The 19,792-nt window shown below is 50.6% G+C and carries 23 protein-coding genes; 13 read left to right on the top strand and 10 right to left on the bottom strand.

Going from position 1 to position 19,792, the window contains the following annotated elements:
* Nucleotides 1–3 precede the first annotated feature (3 nt).
* The 3 genes from ACSPJT_RS02190 to ACSPJT_RS02180 are packed head-to-tail and all read left to right on the top strand — an operon-like array spanning nt 4 to nt 2,901.
* A complete protein-coding gene (locus ACSPJT_RS02190) occupies nt 4–1,824 on the top strand; it encodes an RHS repeat domain-containing protein (RefSeq protein ID WP_435894736.1) in 1,821 nt (606 codons plus the stop codon).
* Nucleotides 1,808–2,413, top strand: a complete 606-nt coding sequence (locus ACSPJT_RS02185) for a hypothetical protein (protein ID WP_435894735.1) — start codon at nt 1,808–1,810, stop codon at nt 2,411–2,413. The genes ACSPJT_RS02190 and ACSPJT_RS02185 overlap by 17 nt, the downstream gene beginning before the upstream one ends.
* A 14-nt stretch (nt 2,414–2,427) precedes the next feature.
* Entirely contained in the window at nt 2,428–2,901 is a 474-nt protein-coding gene (locus tag ACSPJT_RS02180) for a hypothetical protein (RefSeq protein ID WP_435894734.1), read from the top strand.
* A gap of 59 nt (nt 2,902–2,960) precedes the next feature.
* Here ACSPJT_RS02180 and ACSPJT_RS02175 read toward each other — a convergent pair whose 3' ends face one another.
* The 10 genes from ACSPJT_RS02175 to ACSPJT_RS02130 form a co-directional block, all read right to left on the bottom strand.
* On the bottom strand, nt 2,961–3,962 hold the full coding sequence (locus ACSPJT_RS02175; protein ID WP_435894733.1) for an IS110 family transposase: 1,002 nt from the start codon (nt 3,960–3,962) through the stop codon (nt 2,961–2,963).
* Nucleotides 3,963–4,278: 316 nt separating this feature from the next.
* A complete protein-coding gene (locus tag ACSPJT_RS02170) occupies nt 4,279–4,458 on the bottom strand; it encodes a hypothetical protein (RefSeq protein WP_435894732.1) in 180 nt (59 codons plus the stop codon).
* 702 nt (nt 4,459–5,160) lie between these two features.
* Nucleotides 5,161–6,546: a tyrosine-type recombinase/integrase gene (locus ACSPJT_RS02165; RefSeq protein WP_435894731.1), complete on the bottom strand. Its 1,386-nt coding sequence runs from the start codon at nt 6,544–6,546 to the stop codon at nt 5,161–5,163.
* 259 nt (nt 6,547–6,805) lie between these two features.
* A complete protein-coding gene (locus ACSPJT_RS02160; protein ID WP_435894730.1) occupies nt 6,806–7,918 on the bottom strand; it encodes a WGR domain-containing protein in 1,113 nt (370 codons plus the stop codon).
* Nucleotides 7,919–7,949: 31 nt separating this feature from the next.
* Nucleotides 7,950–8,177, bottom strand: a complete 228-nt coding sequence (locus ACSPJT_RS02155) for a hypothetical protein (RefSeq protein WP_435894729.1) — start codon at nt 8,175–8,177, stop codon at nt 7,950–7,952.
* A 98-nt stretch (nt 8,178–8,275) separates the two neighbouring features.
* Complete coding sequence (locus ACSPJT_RS02150; protein ID WP_435894728.1) at nt 8,276–9,097, bottom strand: DUF932 domain-containing protein; 822 nt, start codon at nt 9,095–9,097, stop codon at nt 8,276–8,278.
* A 103-nt stretch (nt 9,098–9,200) separates the two neighbouring features.
* On the bottom strand, nt 9,201–9,347 hold the full coding sequence (locus tag ACSPJT_RS02145) for a hypothetical protein (protein ID WP_435894727.1): 147 nt from the start codon (nt 9,345–9,347) through the stop codon (nt 9,201–9,203).
* 12 nt (nt 9,348–9,359) lie between these two features.
* Nucleotides 9,360–9,569 carry a hypothetical protein gene (locus ACSPJT_RS02140; RefSeq protein WP_435894726.1) on the bottom strand — a complete coding sequence of 70 codons (210 nt, stop codon included), beginning with the start codon at nt 9,567–9,569 and terminating at the stop codon, nt 9,360–9,362.
* Nucleotides 9,566–10,414: a RecB family exonuclease gene (locus tag ACSPJT_RS02135; protein WP_435894725.1), complete on the bottom strand. Its 849-nt coding sequence runs from the start codon at nt 10,412–10,414 to the stop codon at nt 9,566–9,568. Before ACSPJT_RS02135 ends, ACSPJT_RS02140 begins: the two co-directional genes overlap by 4 nt.
* Nucleotides 10,411–10,890: a hypothetical protein gene (locus ACSPJT_RS02130; protein WP_435894724.1), complete on the bottom strand. Its 480-nt coding sequence runs from the start codon at nt 10,888–10,890 to the stop codon at nt 10,411–10,413. The genes ACSPJT_RS02135 and ACSPJT_RS02130 overlap by 4 nt, the downstream gene beginning before the upstream one ends.
* Nucleotides 10,891–11,562: 672 nt before the next feature.
* Here ACSPJT_RS02130 and ACSPJT_RS02125 point away from each other — a divergent pair.
* From ACSPJT_RS02125 to ACSPJT_RS02080, 10 genes are all read left to right on the top strand, one after another.
* On the top strand, nt 11,563–12,048 hold the full coding sequence (locus ACSPJT_RS02125; protein ID WP_435894723.1) for a hypothetical protein: 486 nt from the start codon (nt 11,563–11,565) through the stop codon (nt 12,046–12,048).
* Nucleotides 12,049–12,128: 80 nt separating this feature from the next.
* Nucleotides 12,129–12,590: an ankyrin repeat domain-containing protein gene (locus tag ACSPJT_RS02120; RefSeq protein WP_435894722.1), complete on the top strand. Its 462-nt coding sequence runs from the start codon at nt 12,129–12,131 to the stop codon at nt 12,588–12,590.
* A gap of 112 nt (nt 12,591–12,702) precedes the next feature.
* On the top strand, nt 12,703–12,987 hold the full coding sequence (locus tag ACSPJT_RS02115) for a hypothetical protein (protein WP_435894721.1): 285 nt from the start codon (nt 12,703–12,705) through the stop codon (nt 12,985–12,987).
* 183 nt (nt 12,988–13,170) lie between these two features.
* The gene (locus tag ACSPJT_RS02110; RefSeq protein WP_435894720.1) at nt 13,171–13,467 is read left to right on the top strand and encodes a hypothetical protein; all 297 of its coding nucleotides are present in this window, start codon (nt 13,171–13,173) and stop codon (nt 13,465–13,467) included.
* Nucleotides 13,468–14,147: 680 nt separating this feature from the next.
* Entirely contained in the window at nt 14,148–14,804 is a 657-nt protein-coding gene (locus ACSPJT_RS02105) for a hypothetical protein (RefSeq protein ID WP_435894719.1), read from the top strand.
* 85 nt (nt 14,805–14,889) lie between these two features.
* Nucleotides 14,890–15,372, top strand: a complete 483-nt coding sequence (locus tag ACSPJT_RS02100; RefSeq protein ID WP_435894718.1) for a hypothetical protein — start codon at nt 14,890–14,892, stop codon at nt 15,370–15,372.
* A gap of 168 nt (nt 15,373–15,540) precedes the next feature.
* Nucleotides 15,541–15,987 carry a hypothetical protein gene (locus ACSPJT_RS02095; RefSeq protein ID WP_435894717.1) on the top strand — a complete coding sequence of 149 codons (447 nt, stop codon included), beginning with the start codon at nt 15,541–15,543 and terminating at the stop codon, nt 15,985–15,987.
* 610 nt (nt 15,988–16,597) lie between these two features.
* The gene (locus tag ACSPJT_RS02090) at nt 16,598–16,987 is read left to right on the top strand and encodes a hypothetical protein (RefSeq protein ID WP_435894716.1); all 390 of its coding nucleotides are present in this window, start codon (nt 16,598–16,600) and stop codon (nt 16,985–16,987) included.
* Nucleotides 16,988–17,112: 125 nt separating this feature from the next.
* Nucleotides 17,113–17,526 carry a hypothetical protein gene (locus tag ACSPJT_RS02085; protein WP_435894715.1) on the top strand — a complete coding sequence of 138 codons (414 nt, stop codon included), beginning with the start codon at nt 17,113–17,115 and terminating at the stop codon, nt 17,524–17,526.
* Nucleotides 17,527–18,224: 698 nt separating this feature from the next.
* Complete coding sequence (locus ACSPJT_RS02080; protein ID WP_435894714.1) at nt 18,225–18,488, top strand: hypothetical protein; 264 nt, start codon at nt 18,225–18,227, stop codon at nt 18,486–18,488.
* Nucleotides 18,489–19,792: the final 1,304 nt, after the last annotated feature.

Genomic DNA, 19,792 nt, shown 5'->3' with positions numbered 1-19,792 from the left:
TTCATGGAAACCGTTGATACAGGTGCTGCTGTGCCTGCTGAAGGAGAAAATCCAGCAATACCGGAAACTTATGCAAAGACCACCTGGATCTACAACGCACGTGGCCAGCTCATTCGCAAGGAATACGCGGATGATAACGGCACAAATTACACCTACACCGCTGCAGGCCGCCTGAAAACCCGCCGGTGGGCGCGAGGCAATTGGACACGCTACGACTATGACTCCGCAGGCGGCCTCATCGCCACCCTCTACTTCACAGCAGGCACCACAGAACCAGCTGTACTGGCCGCTAGCGCCGGTAATGATCCCCATACCCCGGATGTGATCGTATCAAATGATAAATTAGGCCGTCCAACGACCATCACCCAGACCAACCAAACCAGCCTCAGCTACGTTTACAATCAGAACACACTACTTCTCGACAAGGAGATCATTGGCTACGATACCGATGCAAATGGTAACATCGACTTCACACGTATCCTGGAGCGCTCGGTGGACGGTCTCCGCCGCTCCACAGGATGGGAGTTGAAAAATGAGACCACCGTCGAACACAGTAACGGTTATGGTTACAGAGACAATGACAGCCGACTGGATAAGGTGACTGGTCACAGCCAGACACATACCTACGACTACGAACCAGGCTACTATGGCCTCGTAAAGACAGTCTCCAGTCCTGCCCATGTTGTGGAAAATGAATATGAGTCGGATCGCAATGCTCTCGAGCAAAAGAAAAACATGCTCCCGTCTGTAACCACCCCGGTCAGCCAATTTGACTACACCGTGAACAACATCGGCCAACGTGTAAACCTCACCACCACTGGTTCGTCCTTCAACACGGCTCCTGCCTATACCTGGACATATAATGCGGCAGGGGAACTCATTCAGGCGAATGATACATCCTCCGCCAATAATGACCGTTCCTACAGCTATGATAAAATAGGCAACCGCATCACCGCCGGTTCGACAAGCTACACTGCGGACAAACTCAATAAGTATACAGCCATTGGAGCACTCAACCCCGCTTATGATGCCGATGGGAACATGATTTCCGGGCCATTGCCCACGCATCTCACCGCAAATTCCATTCTGGTATGGGACGGAGAGAACCGCCTGATTTCCGTAACGGTGGATTCTGTGACTACGAACTATGATTATGATGCCCAGGGCAGACGAATCAGCAAAACCGTGGGCGCAGGAACAAGCACCCGTTACATCTACGACGGCTGGAATATGATAGCAGAATACACTGGCACAACTCTCAGCAAGAGCTACACTTGGGGTATGGATCTGAGTGGATCAATGCAAGGTGCCGGAGGGGTCGGGGGACTTCTCTCGACTAAATTGCACACAGGAACTGGAACCGGAGTATTTTACCCGACTTATGACGGTAACGGTAATGTCAGTGAATACCTGGACTCCGTTGGAACGAGAGTGGCTCATTACGAATATGACGCGTTTGGAAACGAAATTGTTTCCGCTACATCCGGTAATCTCGCGACATCATTTTCCCACAGGTTTTCCACCAAACCTGTAGACAATGAAACCGGCTACTACAACTACGGATACCGTTATTATCTTCCAGAACTCGGGAAGTGGCCATCTAGAGATCCCATCGAGGAGAGAGGTGGATTCAATCTGTATGGGTTTGTAGGGAATGATGGGGTGAACAGATGGGATTACCTTGGAATGCGTGAACTTAGCATGGCAGAAAACATGCTAATTTTCAAACTGAATGCTCTAGCCATTAAAATTAAGAATGAGGGGGGGGAGTGCGAGCAACGAAACTGTAAAAGCACAGAAACAAGCCTTGGCCAAAGCAATTGAAACCACTGCAAATGATATTCGAAATACTATTGCGCTTTTGCCTGACGGTGACCCAGGTGAACCATCTTTTCAATTTGGCATGCAAGCATTAGGGAAATGGGATAGTGGGAGTGATGCCCAGTGGTATGATAAACAAGATGCGGAGGGGCGGCCGGCGTGCAATCTTTTTGTCGCTAACAGCTTACGTGATATAGGCAAAACAAAAAACCTAATAGGGGGTGATCGATACCCTTTGGCTAGAGAGTGGTTCGCACCTAATCTTGTGGATCTGGAGTCTTACCCAATCGTATGGAATATTGAATGGAAAAACCTCATAAAAGACGGAAAACGAGTTTCGGACGAGAATGGGAGACGAATAAAAATTCAGGTGCAAAACAAAGGCAAGCGTAAACCGAGATTTGGCGATATTCTAGCTACTCAGTACCATTGTGGAGTGTGCTTGAGTGGTGGAGCTTATTTGAGTGCAAGCACTAACCCTGGTGCTGGCTCAGCTTATCCAGGTAGTGGCGTAGCGATACGGTTGACTCCAGATGCTAGAGGGTCAAGGACATCTACGGTTTACAGGGAGGTTGTGAGTGATTCGAAATGACGTTTAGTTCCAAAATGCTCGTAATCTCGGCTGCATTAGCCTTCATAGGCTGCAATGCAAAGACTAACAATGACGAGGAAGTTAGGGATGAAAAGCCGAAATATTGGTTACGGCTAGATGCGTCAGGTAGTGATAAAATTGCAGAGGCGTGGGTAATCATATTTGATAGCGATAATTTATTCCGCATGATTAATTACTACCAACCTCATGAAAATGATTTCATTCTGAAGAATTACTCGGGTTCTTACAAAAAAAATGAAAATGAAGTTTTTTTATCCATATCCAATTTTGATGATGCAAACGATGACATGCCAAGTGAGTTGCATGGACACTTCGAACAAGGGTGTTTTAAATTAAATTTAGGAGGTGCTTCAATATTTTATTTTCATGAAACCTCAGAGTTGCCGATGTTTTTGAGAGATGCGCTTGCAAGAGAGGGGGCGCACAGGGAGGGGTCAGATGCGGCGTTGAAATCAAGAGGTAATTGAAAGGGGTCGGAGAGGGGTCAGAGAGGGGTCAGATGCGGCGTTGAGATCAAGTGATGTTTTTAGGGATTTCTAAGAAGGTTAGGATTGAAAGGTTGCTGGTTTTTGAGCACCCCGAATACGAGGTGTAAGAGCTTGTTCATGACAGCTCCGATGATGACGATTTTGGGTTTTCCCTTTTCGTTGAGTCGGTCCGCGAAGGCTTTACAAATGGGGTTGTGAAGCATGGCTGTCATGGCCGGGAAAAAGAGCATCTTACGCATGTGGGCATTGCCCGCCTTGGTCATGGGGGTGCGTTTTTTGCTGCTGGTTCCTGTTTCAAAGATCGAGGGAGTGACCCCGGCGTGAGCTGCAAGCTGTCTTGCGTTTGAGTAGATGGAAACATCCCCGATTTCGGCGAGGAGGTGCGCTGCGGTCTTGTCGCCGAAGCCTGGAATGGAGGTGATGAGGGCATGTTGTTGCCCTGTGGTTTTGTCTTCCTTGACGAGTGTGACAAGTTTGCCCTCGAGCTTGTTGATATGGTTGCTGATCCAGCGGAGATGCTCTTTGATATCTTTGACGACTTCTTTGTCGGAGGTTGTTTTGAGGCGATTGCTTTCCTGGTTGAGAGATTTCTTGAGAGCGGTGAGGCGACGTGACAGAGCCTTGATCTTTTGCTGCCCGGGAGTAGGAGCAATCCACTGGGAGGGCTGCTTTTGCAGACAGAAATCGGCAATGAGGCGGGCATCGGCAGGATCAGATTTGCACCGCCTCAGGAAGCTGTCACCATGGGCTTTAATGGCGCGTGGATTGACGACACTGAGTCTGGTGACCTTGTCATGGAAGAAAAATGCGACGTCTTCTCCGTAGCTGCCAGTGGCCTCCATGCAGATGTGGACGGGAAGAGAGGCAGAAGTTTTTCCAATAAGCCATTTGTGCAGGTTTTTGAAGCCAGCTGCGTTGTTGGCAAATGTTTTTTGGGCGAGCACTTTCTTGTCCTTGGTTCTGAGTAGGGCGGCGTGGAAGTCGGCTTTGGAAATGTCGATGCCGATACAGAATTCGATATTTGATTTAATAGGTTTCATGTGGCTAATTAGTTATGGTTTGACCCACCGAAATAAAGCCTTGTGGTAGTGCAGACTACATATTCCATACTCGTAGCAATACGGATTCGATAGATCCAAGATACGGCTCGGAATTTGGTAGCCCGCGAGAGAGGCGAAGTCCCATCTGACCCACAGATTTTTCTATCTTAGCAAGTCCGTTGTTCGGTTTACTTCGCTTCTCCCACAAGCAAGGTGGTTGCTTACCATATCATGATGCTCAAAGGGCTGCTTTAAACATACGAGTCCGTGGATTGCGGATTCAGGAGATGTTAGATTATAAGCATTTATCGCCAAGCTACGCCAGCTTGCGCAACCACTTGCTCCCTTGCTTGGTTTCGCGCACCCATTTCTTCGCCGCGCTGACATTGCTGCGATGCCCCATGTGGAGCATTTCCGCAATCCTCTCGGTCCCCACCAGAGTTTGCGCTGACATCCATGCGGCTAAGAAAAAGGGGTAGTTAAAATCATGGCTCAAGATTGAGCGCTTACCTTCGTAGGACGCTTACGCTCTGCCAACGCAGGACGGAAGCCCAGCGACCGCCTCCGAATGGCTCTCGCGGAAGCGGAGGCGCGATCCATGCCCCAAGCATGGAGCGTGCCGCAGCGGTTTTCTCCCTTGCTCCAGGCTGGGGTTTTTGCTGCGCCAGCGTGGGAGGGTGAATGTCTAACAACACAGTCTAACAGTATTGTCATGCACCTTATCTCTTCCTGCCCCCTTTCCTTTCTGGGCCTCACCTTTTATTTACTCTCAGGACCCCTCTCTGAGAACGCTCTGTTTTTTATATGTTCGCAAAAAATTAACAATCTCGCTAACGCTCCATTTCTTCAACCGTTTAGCCTTTAATGGATACATTTTGTAATTATATTTCATTCCGGTTCTACCTACAAATAAAAGGTATTGACCAACCGGCCTATTTAAAGAGAGAGCTTTGGCATCTTTTTCGTATGATGACGGCACATTTTGACTATTCGCATGCAGTAATTTGATCGCCACCTGCGATTTACTTATCTTCTCGATTTTGTATAAGCATTCATAGCCTTTAGGCACGTAACTTGCTATACTATCTTTTTTTGCAGCTACCACTTTGGAGTTCAGGCACACAAAAATAAACACGGCATGCCATAGGTTACATTTATTAAAAATATTCATAGTTCGGAAATAGTAACATAATGCTCATTAATCTACTTGAATAGGGGGATAGTTAATTCCTGGGCCAGGTTGCTTGGGCTTAGGAAAAACAGGTAAAGGGAATGGAGCGGGACCACACTCGCAATCAAGAGCTCTATCTAATGCAGGCTTTCGAACATTGCACGAAGAGCTGTTTTCTTTACATTGGGAATCCGCATTTTCAATTGACTTCGCGTCGGCTTTGGTAAGGGCCACACTCCTGTCAGCATCTACAAATTTGCCTTTCCCTATAACAACTAATAGATTGCAGCTCCCTGTTCCTTGGCAGCATGCTGTATACGTGCAATTACATTCCCACTCTTGGATATAATCTTGATCGCTAATTCCACCAGGAAGCCCACTTGGAATATCCACGTCAGGATTAGGAATGGGGATTATTGGAGCGGGCGCAGGATATGGGATCTCAGGATACTCTGGTGGAACAGGCAAAATACCACTAATTCCATCGCCTGGTCGAAGGCCTAAAATCTCAAAATTGTTTGCAGGATTGTTAGATATCATCCCATACAGGTTTTCTCCTCCGCTTTCCCCAATAGGATCTCTGGACGACCAGCGTCCTACGGTCGGACCATAGTATCTGTATCCGTAGCAATTAAGATGGCCGTGTTTAGTAGAGGTTGAAAGCTCGTCTGACTGATTGGGGGTGATGGTCTTGGCTGGATTTCCAAGCGGTGGTGGAGTAGGTACCGGTTGAGTGGGAAACGGGAAAGAAGGCGGGTCCAGATCGTCATCGGAGTAATTTCCGAGGCGATTTGACGGCGTTGCAAGGGCCGATAGTTTGGATGGACAGACTTCAAGCATTTCTATGTTCTTACCTAACGAATCCGGCAGGGGATGTGAAGGGGAATCTGTCCATGGGCTGGATTCCTCAGAAGGTTCAGATGATCCTGCCTGGGATTCGGAATTGGGAACACACTCACTAGAAGGAATGCGCCCGTGCGGGTGGCAGCGGGCATGGACTTCGGCAAGGGCGGCAATGTGCACGTGGGTGTATATCTGGGTGGTTTCCATTCGGGCGTGACCAAGGATTTCCTGCACGTAGCGGATGTCGGCTCCGCCGATGTGCATCGAGGTAGCACAGGAGTGGCTGAACAGGTGGCAGGAACCCTTGGTGGTAATTCCCGCGAGCTTCATCTGTCCGGCGACCCAGTTGCCGAGGTAGGCGGGTGTGATCCGGGTTCCGTAACCGCTCAGGAACATGGCGGTTTCAGATGGCAGGTGGGCGAAATGCGGGCGTGATTCCGAGAGGTAGCGGTCCAGCCAGACGGCGGCGCGCTCCCCCACGGGCAGGAGCCGGCTCTTGCCCCCTTTGCCTCGGCGGATCAGCAGGGTGTGGGCGGTGGCGTCATAGTCGCCATGATCAAGATCGGTCATCTCCGAGCAGGATTTCCGGAGGTAATCAAGTGCCACCGCTACCCGTTGCCTGAGGCTAAGCTCATGCCGCGCTCATAACAAGTCGCGGCATTTCTGTGTACATTTATCTGAGTCGTCGGCTGATAGCTAAGAAAAAAGAACCCGCCCCGGATATGACCGGGGCAGGCTCCTTGGGATTGTATTCACTGGCAATGGTCGTAGTCGTGATGCCGGCGGGTCCAGGCTGAGGCGGCGCTTGGTTTTTTGTTTCTTGCTTGTGTTATGCGAGGGCGGGGGCTGGCTCGGCTTTGTATTTCAACTGGTCGGTGGTGCAGTCGGTGTCCGGGATGTCGTTGCGTTCGTAGAGGTAGACGGGTTGGTAGATAGAGCCGCTTTCTCGGAAGGCGTAGAGGTAACGGACTTCCACGACAGCACCGGTTTGTGGAACCGGGCAGTTAGGTGGAATTGTAACGTTTCCTGCGGGCAGGAGAACTTGTGACTGCGGGCCGGTGCCATAGAGGCCGAGGCTGACGCTTCTTGCCCAGTTGTGTCCGCTGACGAGGAATGATGCCGTCTCGACGAACTTATATTTCAACTGACTACCCCCTGAATTTGGTCGCCCGGGACTGAAGGGTGCATCGATGTCCTTGAACACGACTCCCTCGCGGTTGGTGTGGCTGAGTTCCTCGTAGGTCGCCACCTTGTCATCGCTGTCGATGGCGGTGCTGACCCAGAGGAGGGCGTCACAACCGGGAGGCAGCAGGGCGAGCAGGCCGGCGTGTCTGATGATGTAACCTTGCTGGCGGATGTCGTGGCCTTTCAATTCGAGCAGGTCGAAGACGTGGTAAGTGTCACCAACAACTTCGCCATCGAGCAGGGCATCCACAGGGAGCTTGCCGACGGCTTCGCGGATTGCGGTCGGGACGGAAACGACGTGTCCCCGGCGGTTGATACCGGTGATCTCATCGCCTATCTTCCGGATCATGAGCCGGCGACCGTCGTGTTTTTCCTGAAGGCAGTAACGCTTGTCGGTGAGGAGGCGTGATGCTTGGTCTTCATCGACGGGATTGAGGAGTTGGCAGCGGATGCCGGTGTCTTGGCCCGTGTCGTGAGCGTGAGCGATTACCCCGGGGTTATGGTCTGGGCTGTCTGCCAGATGGTAGCCTTTGGCGATTTTCTGACGGACAAGTTTGTCGTGGATGGCAGTCGCCTCGGCAAGGGCGACAATGTTCTGTGTCTTGCTTCCAGTGGTGAGGGTGTTGCCACGCCGTCCGTATACGTAGGTGACGTGGTAGCCTTCGCCTTCCGGCTCGATGGCGACGTGGTATTCTTTGTCTGAGTTGCCCTCGCGGAAATAGAGGGAGGTACTGGTGGTGTTGGTAGTTTGGTTCATGGTTTTATTTTGGGTTGGTGGTGGTTAGGAGTTATGAACGGAGGTAGGTGCTGACTTTTTGTTGCAGGATGCTGTGGGCTTCTTGCTCAGTGAGGCTGATGAACTCTGATGCTTGGAACGAGATCTCGTCGGGGTAGAACGTGAACAGGGATTTGCTGGAGCCATCCTCGAAAGTCGCGATGACTTCGGGCATAGGATCGAACATACCTTGCGGCATTGGCCGGGGCATAGAGGTGATGATTGCGTTGATGATTTTCATGTGGTTTATGGGTTGTTGGTTTTGGTAGATGGGTTGAAAAAGTAACCGCCACTGGGATTTTGAGGTCTCAGTGGCGGCTGGTGTTTCGGTTGTTGCGATTAACTGGCGAGGCCCACTTGTCCGTCAAAGAGCCCGTGGAGTGCTTGTCCGCGTTTCACCGCTGTTTGGGGATTGACTCCCTTGTAGACTTCGGTGAAGGCGTTGAAGAGGCTCCAGGCGTTGCGCGGCAGGAACTCTTCGTGGGACGGCTTGCGCCATTCCTCCAACACGGCAGGCACTTGGCTCGCTGTGATCGCCCGGCAGTCGACGCTTCTGACGATCAGGTCATGGGCGGAACGGTCCGGGAGATACATCTTCTTGTAGGCGGATATCCGGCGGTCGAAGTCGGCGAACTTGTCACCGAGCTTTCCGACCGCACGGGCCGTCAGTTGCTTCAGATCGCGCATGGCGAAACGCGTGTGCTTGCGACTGAGCTTCACCTCGCCGTTGAAGGCAAGGTTGTCACAGACGAATACCTGGGTTCCGGCAACGAGTCCGGCGGGCAGGCTCTTGTCATGCGAGTTGCGCAGTCCCACCACCCAGCCGAAGTCCCGGGCGCTCCGGGTCGGCAGGTTGACCTGGATGACTCCGAAGTATCTGGAGCCGTCGTGGGTCAGGGCATGGGTCTCGCCGCGCAGTTGGAAACCGGCGGCCTGAAGCTGGTGTTCCACTTCCGTCACCAGCGAGCGGTGCGGGAGCGGATACCATGTGTCGGTGCCGTGGGGGGTGGCGACCTCGAAGAGATCCTGACGGTCCACGACCTGGGCTCCGCAGTGAAGCAGCATGCCCCGGGGTTTCGGATTGTCATTCACTCGCGGTGCGTTTTCCACGATCTCGTAAGCCACCGGCTGGTGGCGGTTCATGTTGATGATGTTGTTCATATGTTTGGTTTTCTGTTTGGGTTTGGTTTTGTAATGAAAAAGGCCGCATCCTCGCTCCTGTCAGGGAGTCCGGATGCGGCCTTGCGGTTTTGTTGTTTGCCGGTCAGCGCTTGCGTCCCGCCAGGTTGATTAGACCGGCGATCAGCAAGAGTGCCAGCATGACGCCCCACAGGTCCTTGATAGCCCAGAGCGTCAGTGCTCCGAGGGATACAAAGCTGAAGAGGCTGATTATGGCGTTGGTCGGGTTCATGGCATTGCGGGGTCAGTGGTTTCCATTGCGGGCAATCAGGCCGACGGTGATGATCACCGCGACTCCGACCAGCGCGTAGCTTTGAACCTTCATGCCTTCGCCGATCGGTTGGTAGTCCGGGGCGTTGACCACGACGGGCGGAGGCGGGTCCTGTTTCTTTTTGCTGCAACCGGTGCAGCTCACAAACATGGCCAGTGTCGCGAAAAGGAAGGCGTTTCTCATGACGCATCCCCGTTCCCTTGCACCTCGCCGCCCTGCCAGCTCTTGCACTGCGAGAGGTATTCACACCCCGAGCACATGAAGGACGGCGACGGTGTGCAGTCCCCGGCTTTCACCGAATCCACATACTGATGCATGAGGGCGATGACGTTGCCGATCTCACGGTCAGACATGCTGCCGAACTCGGAGACGCAGACCTTGGGCACCTTGGTCTTCACCAGATGATGAAGCTCGATGCCCAGTTCCCTGGTTCCGGTGCAATGGCGATACAACAGGGCGTAGATGCCCAGCTGCGTGCCGTGCACGTGTCCCGCGCTGTTTTGCGAGGGAGACTTGGCGGCGGTCTTGAAGTCGACGATACGGCCTCCCCCGCGAACGAGGTCGACAATGCCGATGACCGTGGGCAGCCCCTCGATCTCGGCTTCAAGCCGCACCTCGACACCGGCGATGTCTTCACTCTCGTCAATGACAGCGGCATCAAGATAGGCGGTCACAAGTTCCCACGCCTTGTCGCGCAGGTCGTCGTGCTCCTTGTCCGATTTCCACGGCACGGTATTCTCCGCCTGTTCCTTTTCCCACGAGTGGAAGAAGGCAGCATGCAGATCATTCATCGTGTAGGGTTTCCTGTCCCATCGCCACAGGTTCCATTGCTGGAGAGTGGCGTGCACGACCTTGCCCAGGTGCATCGCCGGCGACGGTTCGGAGGGGATGTCGGCAACGTAGCGGAAGTAATGTTTTCTTCTGCATTGTTGCCAGCAACTGAGTCGTGACGCCGAGATGTAGTCGAGGGCACGACCGTAGTTTCCCCGGGCGGAGGTGTCGGTGGTCGGGTTGAGAGTGGAGATCATCGCTGGCCTCCCTTCTTTTTCCGGTCTTGCAACTGCTGCTGAATGATCAGGTCGATCAGACCGGACGCCTCCAGCTTGTTGAGCTGCGGCACGCTCTTGCGGAAACGTTGCTTGGCAAGCTGCTCGACATCGTTCTTGTCCAGGTTGTTTTCCCCGATGAGTTTGAGGATAAGCTCCTGCTGTTTCGGAGAGCACTGCCAGTCGCTGTGTCGGGCGATGGGCAGGACGTTGCCGGGCTGAACGGTGTCGGCTTGCCGGGCCGGGGGTTCCATGCCGTAGTCGTGGGGCGGAACGAATCCGGTCTGCCGGATCTGTTCGTCGACGTTGGTCTGGAGGTTGTTGTACAGACGTCCGGCTTCGTGGGCGATGTCGTCGGTGGTGTTCAGCTCGGTCTCGACGGAGACGCTGAACTGGTGTGACGAGTAGCCCGGAAGACCGAGACGCTTGCTGTAGTTTGCTATGAGTTTCACAGCCATGGTGTTGGTTCCTTTCTTGTTGGTTGTTATGTATCCCTCCCATGCACGAAAAAAGCCGTGATCCGGGGGTGGATCACGGCGCTGGCGCGGAGGGGTATGATGTGAGAGACAGTCTTGTCCCTCACATTTGTATATAACGTGGCATGGCCGACTATTGCGTTTGTGCCCGGGGGGGGCGGTGGGTGTGGATGGGCCGCCCGCTTCCAGACGGCTGGATTGCGTGTGGTGGAAACCGATCATCCATCTTGACCTGAGCGGTCAGGGATCTAACTTGGGACGGTGTGTTTCATCTCGTATGCCCACCTCAGTGTTGTGACCGATTGACAAGGTTTTTGCCCGGACCCGGCAAATCGACCAGAGGCGGAGGCACGGCTACAGGTCGTCCGGAGGGCTTGTGACACCCACCTCCGGGCTTGTTGTCCCAGACGTGACAGGGAGCGAATACCGGTTCGGCAGCCGTCGTGAGTCGGAAGGTGGACAACTGATTTACAGTGCGAGGTTGTTTTCTACGGTCTGCCAGTCTAAACAAGACGCAGAGGGCTGAAGTTGCGACAGAATGTCCCACGATGGTCGATATTTTCGCTGTCACCCTAATTTCTCTATGCGATAGACTGACGGTCGTCTATCCCGTAAACTACGACCGGCCGTCCATTTAACTGTTCGGCTAAATCAATGCGATACATCTTCAGCTTCTCTCTTTTGCTTTTCGTGAGCTGTGACGACGCTCTACAGCAATCATACGACCGTGGCATGGAGGAAGCTGCAGAGGAGAAGCTGCGCGCACATGCTATACCCAAACCTCTTGCTGCGTCTTCGGCCTACATCACAGAGCCAATTACTGATCAGCTTGCAACTCAGATTGAAGAATCGTTGGTCGAGTTCGCTGAGACTGACGGCTTTCCAAGCGGGTTTCAGCGTATCGAGGATGTTCGTTTTGACTGGTTGAATGTTGCTGGTTTCCACAGTCGTCGTGCAGAGGCTGGTGACCTATTCTTTTTTCCTCGGCTGGACGTTTCTAGAGAAGATGAAGGCTGGCAGAGCGGAATTGCTCTAAGACGTGGAAGCAACATCGTATATCGGTGGAAGCTCGACACTATCAATGCCGAACAAGGCGGCGCACACCAACCGCTATCCCGCTCTGAGTCGGAATCTGAATGACAACTAGAACCTTTAACCCCAAGTCAACGCTCGCCGCCGGATAGCGGTGGGTGGCCTTTGACGTTCGGCTAAGAAAAAAAATGCTTCGCCTGAATCATATTCTAATCCTGTTCGTCATCGTCTCGCTTTCGTCGTGTTCTAAACGGTCACCGTTCATGGATGCAGAAAGAGCAATCCGGAATAATGATGTCGAATCTTTGGAAGCATTAGTTAACGCGCATCCTGAGTTAGTCACAGAAGAATCCGGTTTCGACGGCCATACATTGCTATTTACAGCACTTGTTAATCGACCGAGCTACGATTGCGCTAAGTTCCTTCTGGATAATGGTGCAGATCCGAATCATGTTGATGTCACTGGAGAGACGCCGCTAAGCACCCTTCATGATTTCAGTGGAGATACGCAATGTGAAGAACTGTTGCTAGCCTACGGTGCCAACCCTCCAAACAAGAGATCAAGTTCTCCTACGTCACAAAACAAAAAAGCGGCCGAACAAGGCAGAGCACACCAATCCACTACCCGTCCCGAGTCGAAATCTGAATGACCATTCCAACCCTTAACCCTGAGGTCGAAGCGCGCCCCCGGTAGTGGATGGGTGTCTTATGACGTTAGCCTTAAAAATGCACGCACTAATACGAATCGTAATAATCCTATCGGTGACAGCCATCGGGTGCGCCGCTTTTGTTGCCGCAGACAAGAAGGCAGACGTGATCGTGGTAGACCCCAAGGGGAACCCCATTGCGGAGGCAAAGGTTACTCCCATCTCACACAGCATGAATTATCCTGCCATCCTTACCGACAAGAATGGCGAAGTTCGGATCAAGAAGCGCATTCAGAAGGTTGTCTGGATTGAGGTCCGTAAAGATGGTTACCTTGATTCGGGCATGTTGGAATACGTTGCGAAGAAGCCGATCAAGGTTGAGCTACAGCCGAAGAAGTAAGTCGCCTACAAACAAAACAGGGCTAACAAGGCAGAGCACACCAATCCACTACCCGTCCAGAGTCGAAATCTGAATGAACATTCCAACTTTTAACCCTGAAGTCGAAGCGCGCCCCCGGTAGTGGATGGGTGTCTTATGACGTTCGGCTAATAATAAGAATATCTACCCTACATCACTATGGTTATGGCTTATCGCTCAAACAGAGAAGGTCGAATTGAGTGGAATCAATTTCTGGTTAAATACAAGGATCAGCTGATTACATTAGGGATTCCGGATATCGCTTTCCGCTCCGAGCGTGACTGGTTTTACTTCATTGAACACGAATTTGACCATCAATACCCAGACCTACTTAACCTTAGCAACTGGTCAAGGGACGAGAAGCTGGCCCTCTTGCCGGTCTTTGAGGACATGCATGAGGAGGGCTTCTACGCTGGTGATGGCTCAGGTGTGTTATACTCGCTCCGTGCTATAGCCCAATAATTCGGCCGAACAAGGCAGAGCACACCAATCCACTACCCGTCCAGAGTCGAAATTTTCAGATGATTCCAACCTTTAACCCCGAAGTCGAAGCTCGCCCCCGGTAGCGGATGGGTGTCTTATGACGTTAGCGTAAAGAATGCACGCCTTCATAACTACACTCAGTCTAATTGCATGCACTGCGGTCATCAGCTGCAGCCCAGTGCAGGTGGTGTCACGATACGGGTTCCAAGCTACACTCACTGACGCTGACACGAATCGCCCAATTTCAGGGATACCAACAAAAATCAGTATAGATGGAACAAAGTTTGATACTGCTACATCTACACGCGGCGAGGTAGAAGTCGCCCCAGATCGCGAGCCTCAATTAAGCTGGCTCGGTGGACCTGCACGAATCAATCATCCCGATGCGAAGATCATTATTGAGCCGATCGGATATCAAACTACGCATATTTACTGGCACAGATATTTACCAGACAGAGACTCTGCCGACACACGTTACCCGGAGGAATCTGGTATCATCGATCTTGGGAGACTCCAACTAAAACAACGCTAACAAGGCAGCGCACACCAATCCACTACCCGTCCTGAGTCGAAATCTGAATGACCATTCCAACCCTTAACCTTGATGTCGAAGCGCGCCCCCGATAGTGGATGGGTGGCTTATGACGTTCGCTTAAATAATGCACCGCCTCACCATCTATATCCTCTTGCTGATTATTACTCCAGTGAGAGCAGATGAGCCTCGCACATGGATTGGCCCACACGTGAAGTCTATCAATACTCTCGACGGGGGAACGTTGTTTGACGTTGTTGAGAAGATTCGCATCCAGATCAAGAATGATACAGAGACCCCCATTGCCGTGCGCATTGATGTCTCCGACGATGAGCTACGCAAGGTTCCTGCTAAGGTTGCACTTAAGAAAATTCCAGCTGTCGTTGCGCTCTCATATGCGGCTGATATTGGCGGCTATGAATTTCTCTTTCAGAATGGTGTTTGGGTTCTCCGTAACACACCATTACATCAACGGGTGTATCCAGGCGACACCGTGGCCCTTTCCACTAAGTTGGTCACGCGTGATGAATTACGAGCGCTGGGATTGGCAGAAGCTGCCGATGGTAAGATTTCCGTGCAACAAGGAGCGAAGTGGCCCAAGCTACCGGAGGGGAAGATTACGAGAATCAAGGATGCTATTGTCATTATAGCACAACGCCAAGAGATCGATAATTTTCATGCCCTGTTGCAGTTGCATCGACGTGGATACCGAATCCCAACAATAAATAGCGAACAAGGCGGAGCACACCAATCCACTACCCGTCCCGAGTCAAAATCTGAATGATGATTCCAACCCTAAACCCTGAAGTCAAAGCGCGCCCCCGGTAGTGGATGGGTGTCCTATGACGTTCGGCTAAGAATAAAGCACCATGAAATCACAGCACTGCCTTCACTCGAAATGCCTGCTTCTCTCCCTGATTCTTCTTGCTTCCATTGCAGGTATGACGTCAGCCCCTGCTGATATGGAGAGCGTCACTGTCGATGCTGCCAACCCACCAAAGGGATTCAGTGATACGTTCGACATTTCAATAAAGAAAGACGGAGATCTACGCACTGTAACCATTTCGTATGCATCTCGCCCGGAGGTGAAAGAAACCAGTCACTATCGCGATGGCAAGAAGGTCGATCGCTACGTGGACAGGGTGGTCGAGAGTGCTCAAGTTGTTCTACTCGATAGTAAGGTTGGACGGGTTCTCTCAGCACCCTTGAAATTCACAAAGACGCGTGCTGGGAAAACAAGCATGACATGTGAGGTGCACGAGAGCTTCCTCCGTCAGGCCAGAATTGAAATCTACATTCCGGCAGCGATTAACGGATTCCGCTATGGAATTCACTTCAAGAACGCGAAATGACACCGAGTAGGGCATTCCGTCAACATCAATCAAACCGCCGAACAAGGCAGAGCACACCAATCCACTACCCGCCCAGAGTCGAAATTTTCAGATGATTTTAACCCTTAACCCCGAAGTCGAAGCGCGCCCCCGGTAGTGGATGGGTGTCTTATGACGTTAGCTAATAATATGAAAACAAAACTAATATCATTCGGCGTCTTATTAATTTTCACACTAAGTGCCTTTTCAGAAGAAGCTGATGAGAAGTGGAAGTGGTATGAAGATTCACATTATGTGGTTCTATCTGGCCTTAAGAATAAGCTGATTATAACGGTTAAAGGTGGAGTATTGACACAGAACCAAATTCACAAACGTGTAAGGCAGGATCCAAAGTCGATTCTTGAAGCTCTTGTTTTTAAGGGAGCGTCGCACACAAGAGTATTATTTGGTACAGATCCAAGAAAGAAGAAGGTCACATTTCAGGAGACTAGAGTGACCAAAGGAGTCTTTGAAGTGAGTTCTGAAGGTAAAACCTACAAGATTAAGGTTATCGATCTATTGAAGCATGGAGATGTGGATATGGCGGAGTTGGAAGAGCTGTTTGGTGCGAATGCTGTTGAAGCAAAGAAGAAATAATGGAGCTAACAAGGCGCTTCATCCGACGCGATACCGTCCGTGAGCCAGAAACCATTGTGAGCTAAGATCGTGAATGGCGGCGAATCTGTTTTACACGGCGCGGTTGAGCTCTACGTTCGACAAAAATAAGAAATACCTATGATCACCATTTTAGAACCAAATCACCTAACTGATAGAAGTTGGGTTATCAGGGATGATAATTGTAAACATCACCATGGGGATATACCTGACGATCAGAAGATAATAACGATAACTGTTGGGTGGACTGCAGATTCACTATCACCAGTTTACGAGATTGGAAGGTATAGCCTTGATATGATTAAGTTATTGGAGCATGGCTTCGTATGTGAGACCAACCGAGGTATTAAGTTAAGGTTTCAGCGGCGCGGTGTTGTTATTGAGATCGCCACAGGGGTGAAGAGTCGAGCTGTTACTATTGGAAGCCTTCCTCCAGACGTGTTATAGCTAGCTCTAAGAATGTGGTCGAACAAGGCGCTTCATCCGACGCGATACCGTTCGTGAGCCAGAAACCATTGTGAGCTAAGAATGTGAATGGCTGCGAATCGGGTTTACACGGCGCGGTTGAGCTCTACGTTCGACAATAATAATTATGACCAAATTGAAGACTAATGATTTTTACGAGTTGATCGAGAAATCGCTTCAATCCCCTAATTATTCTGATGAGGCTTTGTTTAGTGAGGAAGCTTTGGCATCACGTGTGCATGACCGATTAGCTGAATCTTGGGAGCATGGGTGGGATTTTTGCGTCGAGAATAACTTCTTTGGAGAGAGGGGCGTGAGTGTCCTAATTCAGAATACCAAAATTGATTGGCATATGTTCTGGGATTGGATACTTGCCGAGTTCTCAACGTGCACACAAGGAGCTATTGTGAATTTTGAGGTTTGGAGTAACATCAAGGACGATACGCTTGTCGCTGGAGACATGATCGCACGCAGATTGTTATTATCCGAAGGGTCATACGAAGAGTCTCTCGAATAATGTGGTCGAACAAGGCGCTTCATCCGACGCGATACCGTCCGTGAGCCAGAAATCATTGTGAGCTAAAATCGTGAATGGTGCGAAACTGTTTTACACGGCGCGGTTGAGCTCTACGTTCGATAATAATGAAGACAATAATCACCACCTTTGCGATTGTGTGCTGTTGTTCTATGTCGATGGCTTCAATCGAGAATCCTGAGATCCGCGTTGGTAAGGTTGGTAATGCAAAGATCATAAGTTTTCCGGTTAAGCATGATCTGACGAAGTCACCTAAGTGGAATCCAGGTGATCAGCTTCCTATGCCGCTCAAGAAGATTAAGCTGAATGCGAGAGCATACATCGGCAAGTTCTTGGGTGAGGATTCAGATAGGTGGGTGTATTCAGGCCTAGATATCATCTCCGATAAGAATGAGCGAGATACACGATGGTTCTATTACATCCGCTATCGTAACTTGGATTCTGACGATTTTTTCTGGTTGGCAGTCACTATGGATGGCCAAGTTTTTCCACTGATCAAGGCGAAGGCTGATAAGCAATAAGAGATCGAACAAGGCGCTTCATCCGACCGTTAACCGTCCTCAGCCAGAAACCATTTCACGGAATCAGCCACCCACAGCCTTCGACCTTGTCACACCGGCGGTTGAGCTCTACGTTAGACAATAATAATATGGGACGATTTAAGGCTAAGTGTGAGACATGTAAGGTGACAACTACGCTTTCAGATCCGCTGCGTTCGTATGAGCTTGAAGGTGGAGCTAGGACTAGGGTTTATAAGACGTTTGCATGGTGTAATGATTGTTCCTGCGCTGTTTGGGCCGAGCGAATACCCGATATGGCAGAGTTGACGGAACCAGATGAGATAATCTGGCGTAAGTCTCGGGTGTCACCCCCACGTTGTTTAGAGTGCGGTTCTTCGGGTTTGATCTTTTCTAGGTCAGGTCTTACGAATAGCGGCAACAAGAAGTGGGAGATTGATTGCCCCAACTGCGATGGACTTATAAGAATCCTTCAAGAGCCTGTCCTATCTCTGGATAGATCGTGGATTATCTACACCCCAGAAGGTGAGTAGGATAGGGTATACTGGAAGACAAGAATTTGGTCTAACAAGACGCTTCATCCGACGCGATACCGTCCGAAGTCAGAAACCATTGTGAGCTAAAATCGTGAATGATGCCATTCTGTTTTACACGGCGCGGTTGAGCTCTACGTTAGACAAGAATAAGAAAATAATATCACCATGACCCAAGACGCTAAGATTATTGCTTCATCCATAATTGTTGGGATGGCGACCATTGGGGTGAGCATTACATCGTTGGATATGCACAACGACAATATTGAGTTTCCTGTAATCGTAGGTTTAGTAGGATCTGTAATGTTGGTTCAAGCATGGACTGGCGGTTCGGTTATTTCGCATATCAAAGAATTTTTCGGATGGGCGAAGGATTACGATAATCTGGAGAATAGAGTGGTCGAGCCAGATACCGATGAAGACAAAAAATGAGTCTAACAAGGCGCTTCATCCGACGCGATACCGTCCGTGAGCCAGAAACCATGATGAGCTAAAATCGTGAATGGTTGCGAAACTGTTTTACACGGCGCGGTTGAGCTCTACGTTAGACAAGAATAAGAATGCGCGAATACATCATCCAGAATCCTATATTCAGCGTGGCGGTTGGAATATCACTTGTTATATCCCTCCGAATCGTCCTTGGATTTATAATTTTACCTAAGCATAGAGGAACCTCGATATTGAGGCGTTCGGTATGGGCTGTCGTGGTCGTCATGCCAATATTCGGTCCATTTTTATATCTAGCTTTGTTCCGAATTCCATCCTCCGATCAAGGTGGTAATCACGCGCCTATGAACACGAACATATTTGGCGGTGGTTGGGGAGGCTATTGACCGTTAATGACATAATGAATAAAATTGGTCTAACAAGGCGCTTCATCCGACGCGATACCGTTTTGAAGCCAGAAACCAGTGAGAGTTAAGACCGTGAATGGCTACGAATCTGGTTTACACGGCGCGGTTGAGCTCTACGTTCGGCAATGAATGCACGCATGGGATTTTGCGTTTTGGTGATGGAACGATGAAGGGGTTTTGGGTGGCTTGGCATTTTCAGGTTTCGGTGACATGGGTTCCTGATGTGACGATCGTGGCAGCACAAGCCTCCGATGATGGTGTGAAGCTTGAGAGTGGTTTGATCCGCGTAGCTCATCGGTTCTCCCTATGATCTTGGTTCAGATGTTTCAGGCTTCGGCGCTTGATAAGACAGGCTGTCGCACACGGCTAGATGCGGTCGGTGTTTGAGGTTTGATATCTGTTTGAGGTGCTGTTTTCCTTTGCAAGAATGTGGCCGAACAAGGCGCTTCATCCGACCGTTAACCGTTCCTAGGCCAGCAATCTCTGAGAGTGAAAAACCATTGAGGGCATTCCACGGTTGTATCACCGGCGGTTGAGCTCTACGTTCGGTCAATAATAAGACCTTTTGATCAGATCGTTGGTGTCGGTCAAGGGTGAAGGTGTTTTTGGTTCATCGCGATTAATGCCGTTGGATAGATGCTGCGGAATGGGGCGGAATGGTTGAACAAGCTACACCCAACTGAGAAGTGCCTGATGGCTTGGCGGTTCATCCCGTAATTTTCATCACCGAACTTGGCACCATCCTATTTTGACATTTCACGCGTTGTCACATATCCTTTGCTCATGGCTAGAGCGGTCGGAGTGAATGGCCAGTGATCGTCTATCGCTTTGATCGTTGTTAGATGAAAACTTACCGAACAAGGCGAAGCATCCGACCGTTAA

It is taken from the genome of Oceaniferula spumae (genome assembly GCF_042849255.1).
GTDB classification, from domain to species: Bacteria; Verrucomicrobiota; Verrucomicrobiia; order Verrucomicrobiales; family Akkermansiaceae; genus Oceaniferula; species Oceaniferula spumae.
Note: the sequence above shows the minus strand (reverse complement) of the source record. Positions and strands in the feature narration are given on the sequence as shown.

Coding starts and splice junctions, on each gene's coding strand:
- ACSPJT_RS02190 (WP_435894736.1), top strand. CDS start 4: ATGGAAACCGTTGATACAGGTGCTGCTGTGCCTGCTGAAGGAGAAAAT.
- ACSPJT_RS02180 (WP_435894734.1), top strand. CDS start 2,428: ATGCTCGTAATCTCGGCTGCATTAGCCTTCATAGGCTGCAATGCAAAG.
- ACSPJT_RS02175 (WP_435894733.1), bottom strand. CDS start 3,962: ATGAAACCTATTAAATCAAATATCGAATTCTGTATCGGCATCGACATT.
- ACSPJT_RS02165 (WP_435894731.1), bottom strand. CDS start 6,546: ATGACCGATCTTGATCATGGCGACTATGACGCCACCGCCCACACCCTG.
- ACSPJT_RS02160 (WP_435894730.1), bottom strand. CDS start 7,918: ATGAACCAAACTACCAACACCACCAGTACCTCCCTCTATTTCCGCGAG.
- ACSPJT_RS02155 (WP_435894729.1), bottom strand. CDS start 8,177: ATGAAAATCATCAACGCAATCATCACCTCTATGCCCCGGCCAATGCCG.
- ACSPJT_RS02150 (WP_435894728.1), bottom strand. CDS start 9,097: ATGAACAACATCATCAACATGAACCGCCACCAGCCGGTGGCTTACGAG.
- ACSPJT_RS02145 (WP_435894727.1), bottom strand. CDS start 9,347: ATGAACCCGACCAACGCCATAATCAGCCTCTTCAGCTTTGTATCCCTC.
- ACSPJT_RS02140 (WP_435894726.1), bottom strand. CDS start 9,569: ATGAGAAACGCCTTCCTTTTCGCGACACTGGCCATGTTTGTGAGCTGC.
- ACSPJT_RS02135 (WP_435894725.1), bottom strand. CDS start 10,414: ATGATCTCCACTCTCAACCCGACCACCGACACCTCCGCCCGGGGAAAC.
- ACSPJT_RS02130 (WP_435894724.1), bottom strand. CDS start 10,890: ATGGCTGTGAAACTCATAGCAAACTACAGCAAGCGTCTCGGTCTTCCG.
- ACSPJT_RS02125 (WP_435894723.1), top strand. CDS start 11,563: ATGCGATACATCTTCAGCTTCTCTCTTTTGCTTTTCGTGAGCTGTGAC.
- ACSPJT_RS02120 (WP_435894722.1), top strand. CDS start 12,129: ATGCTTCGCCTGAATCATATTCTAATCCTGTTCGTCATCGTCTCGCTT.
- ACSPJT_RS02110 (WP_435894720.1), top strand. CDS start 13,171: ATGGCTTATCGCTCAAACAGAGAAGGTCGAATTGAGTGGAATCAATTT.
- ACSPJT_RS02105 (WP_435894719.1), top strand. CDS start 14,148: ATGCACCGCCTCACCATCTATATCCTCTTGCTGATTATTACTCCAGTG.
- ACSPJT_RS02100 (WP_435894718.1), top strand. CDS start 14,890: ATGAAATCACAGCACTGCCTTCACTCGAAATGCCTGCTTCTCTCCCTG.
- ACSPJT_RS02095 (WP_435894717.1), top strand. CDS start 15,541: ATGAAAACAAAACTAATATCATTCGGCGTCTTATTAATTTTCACACTA.
- ACSPJT_RS02090 (WP_435894716.1), top strand. CDS start 16,598: ATGACCAAATTGAAGACTAATGATTTTTACGAGTTGATCGAGAAATCG.
- ACSPJT_RS02085 (WP_435894715.1), top strand. CDS start 17,113: ATGAAGACAATAATCACCACCTTTGCGATTGTGTGCTGTTGTTCTATG.
- ACSPJT_RS02080 (WP_435894714.1), top strand. CDS start 18,225: ATGACCCAAGACGCTAAGATTATTGCTTCATCCATAATTGTTGGGATG.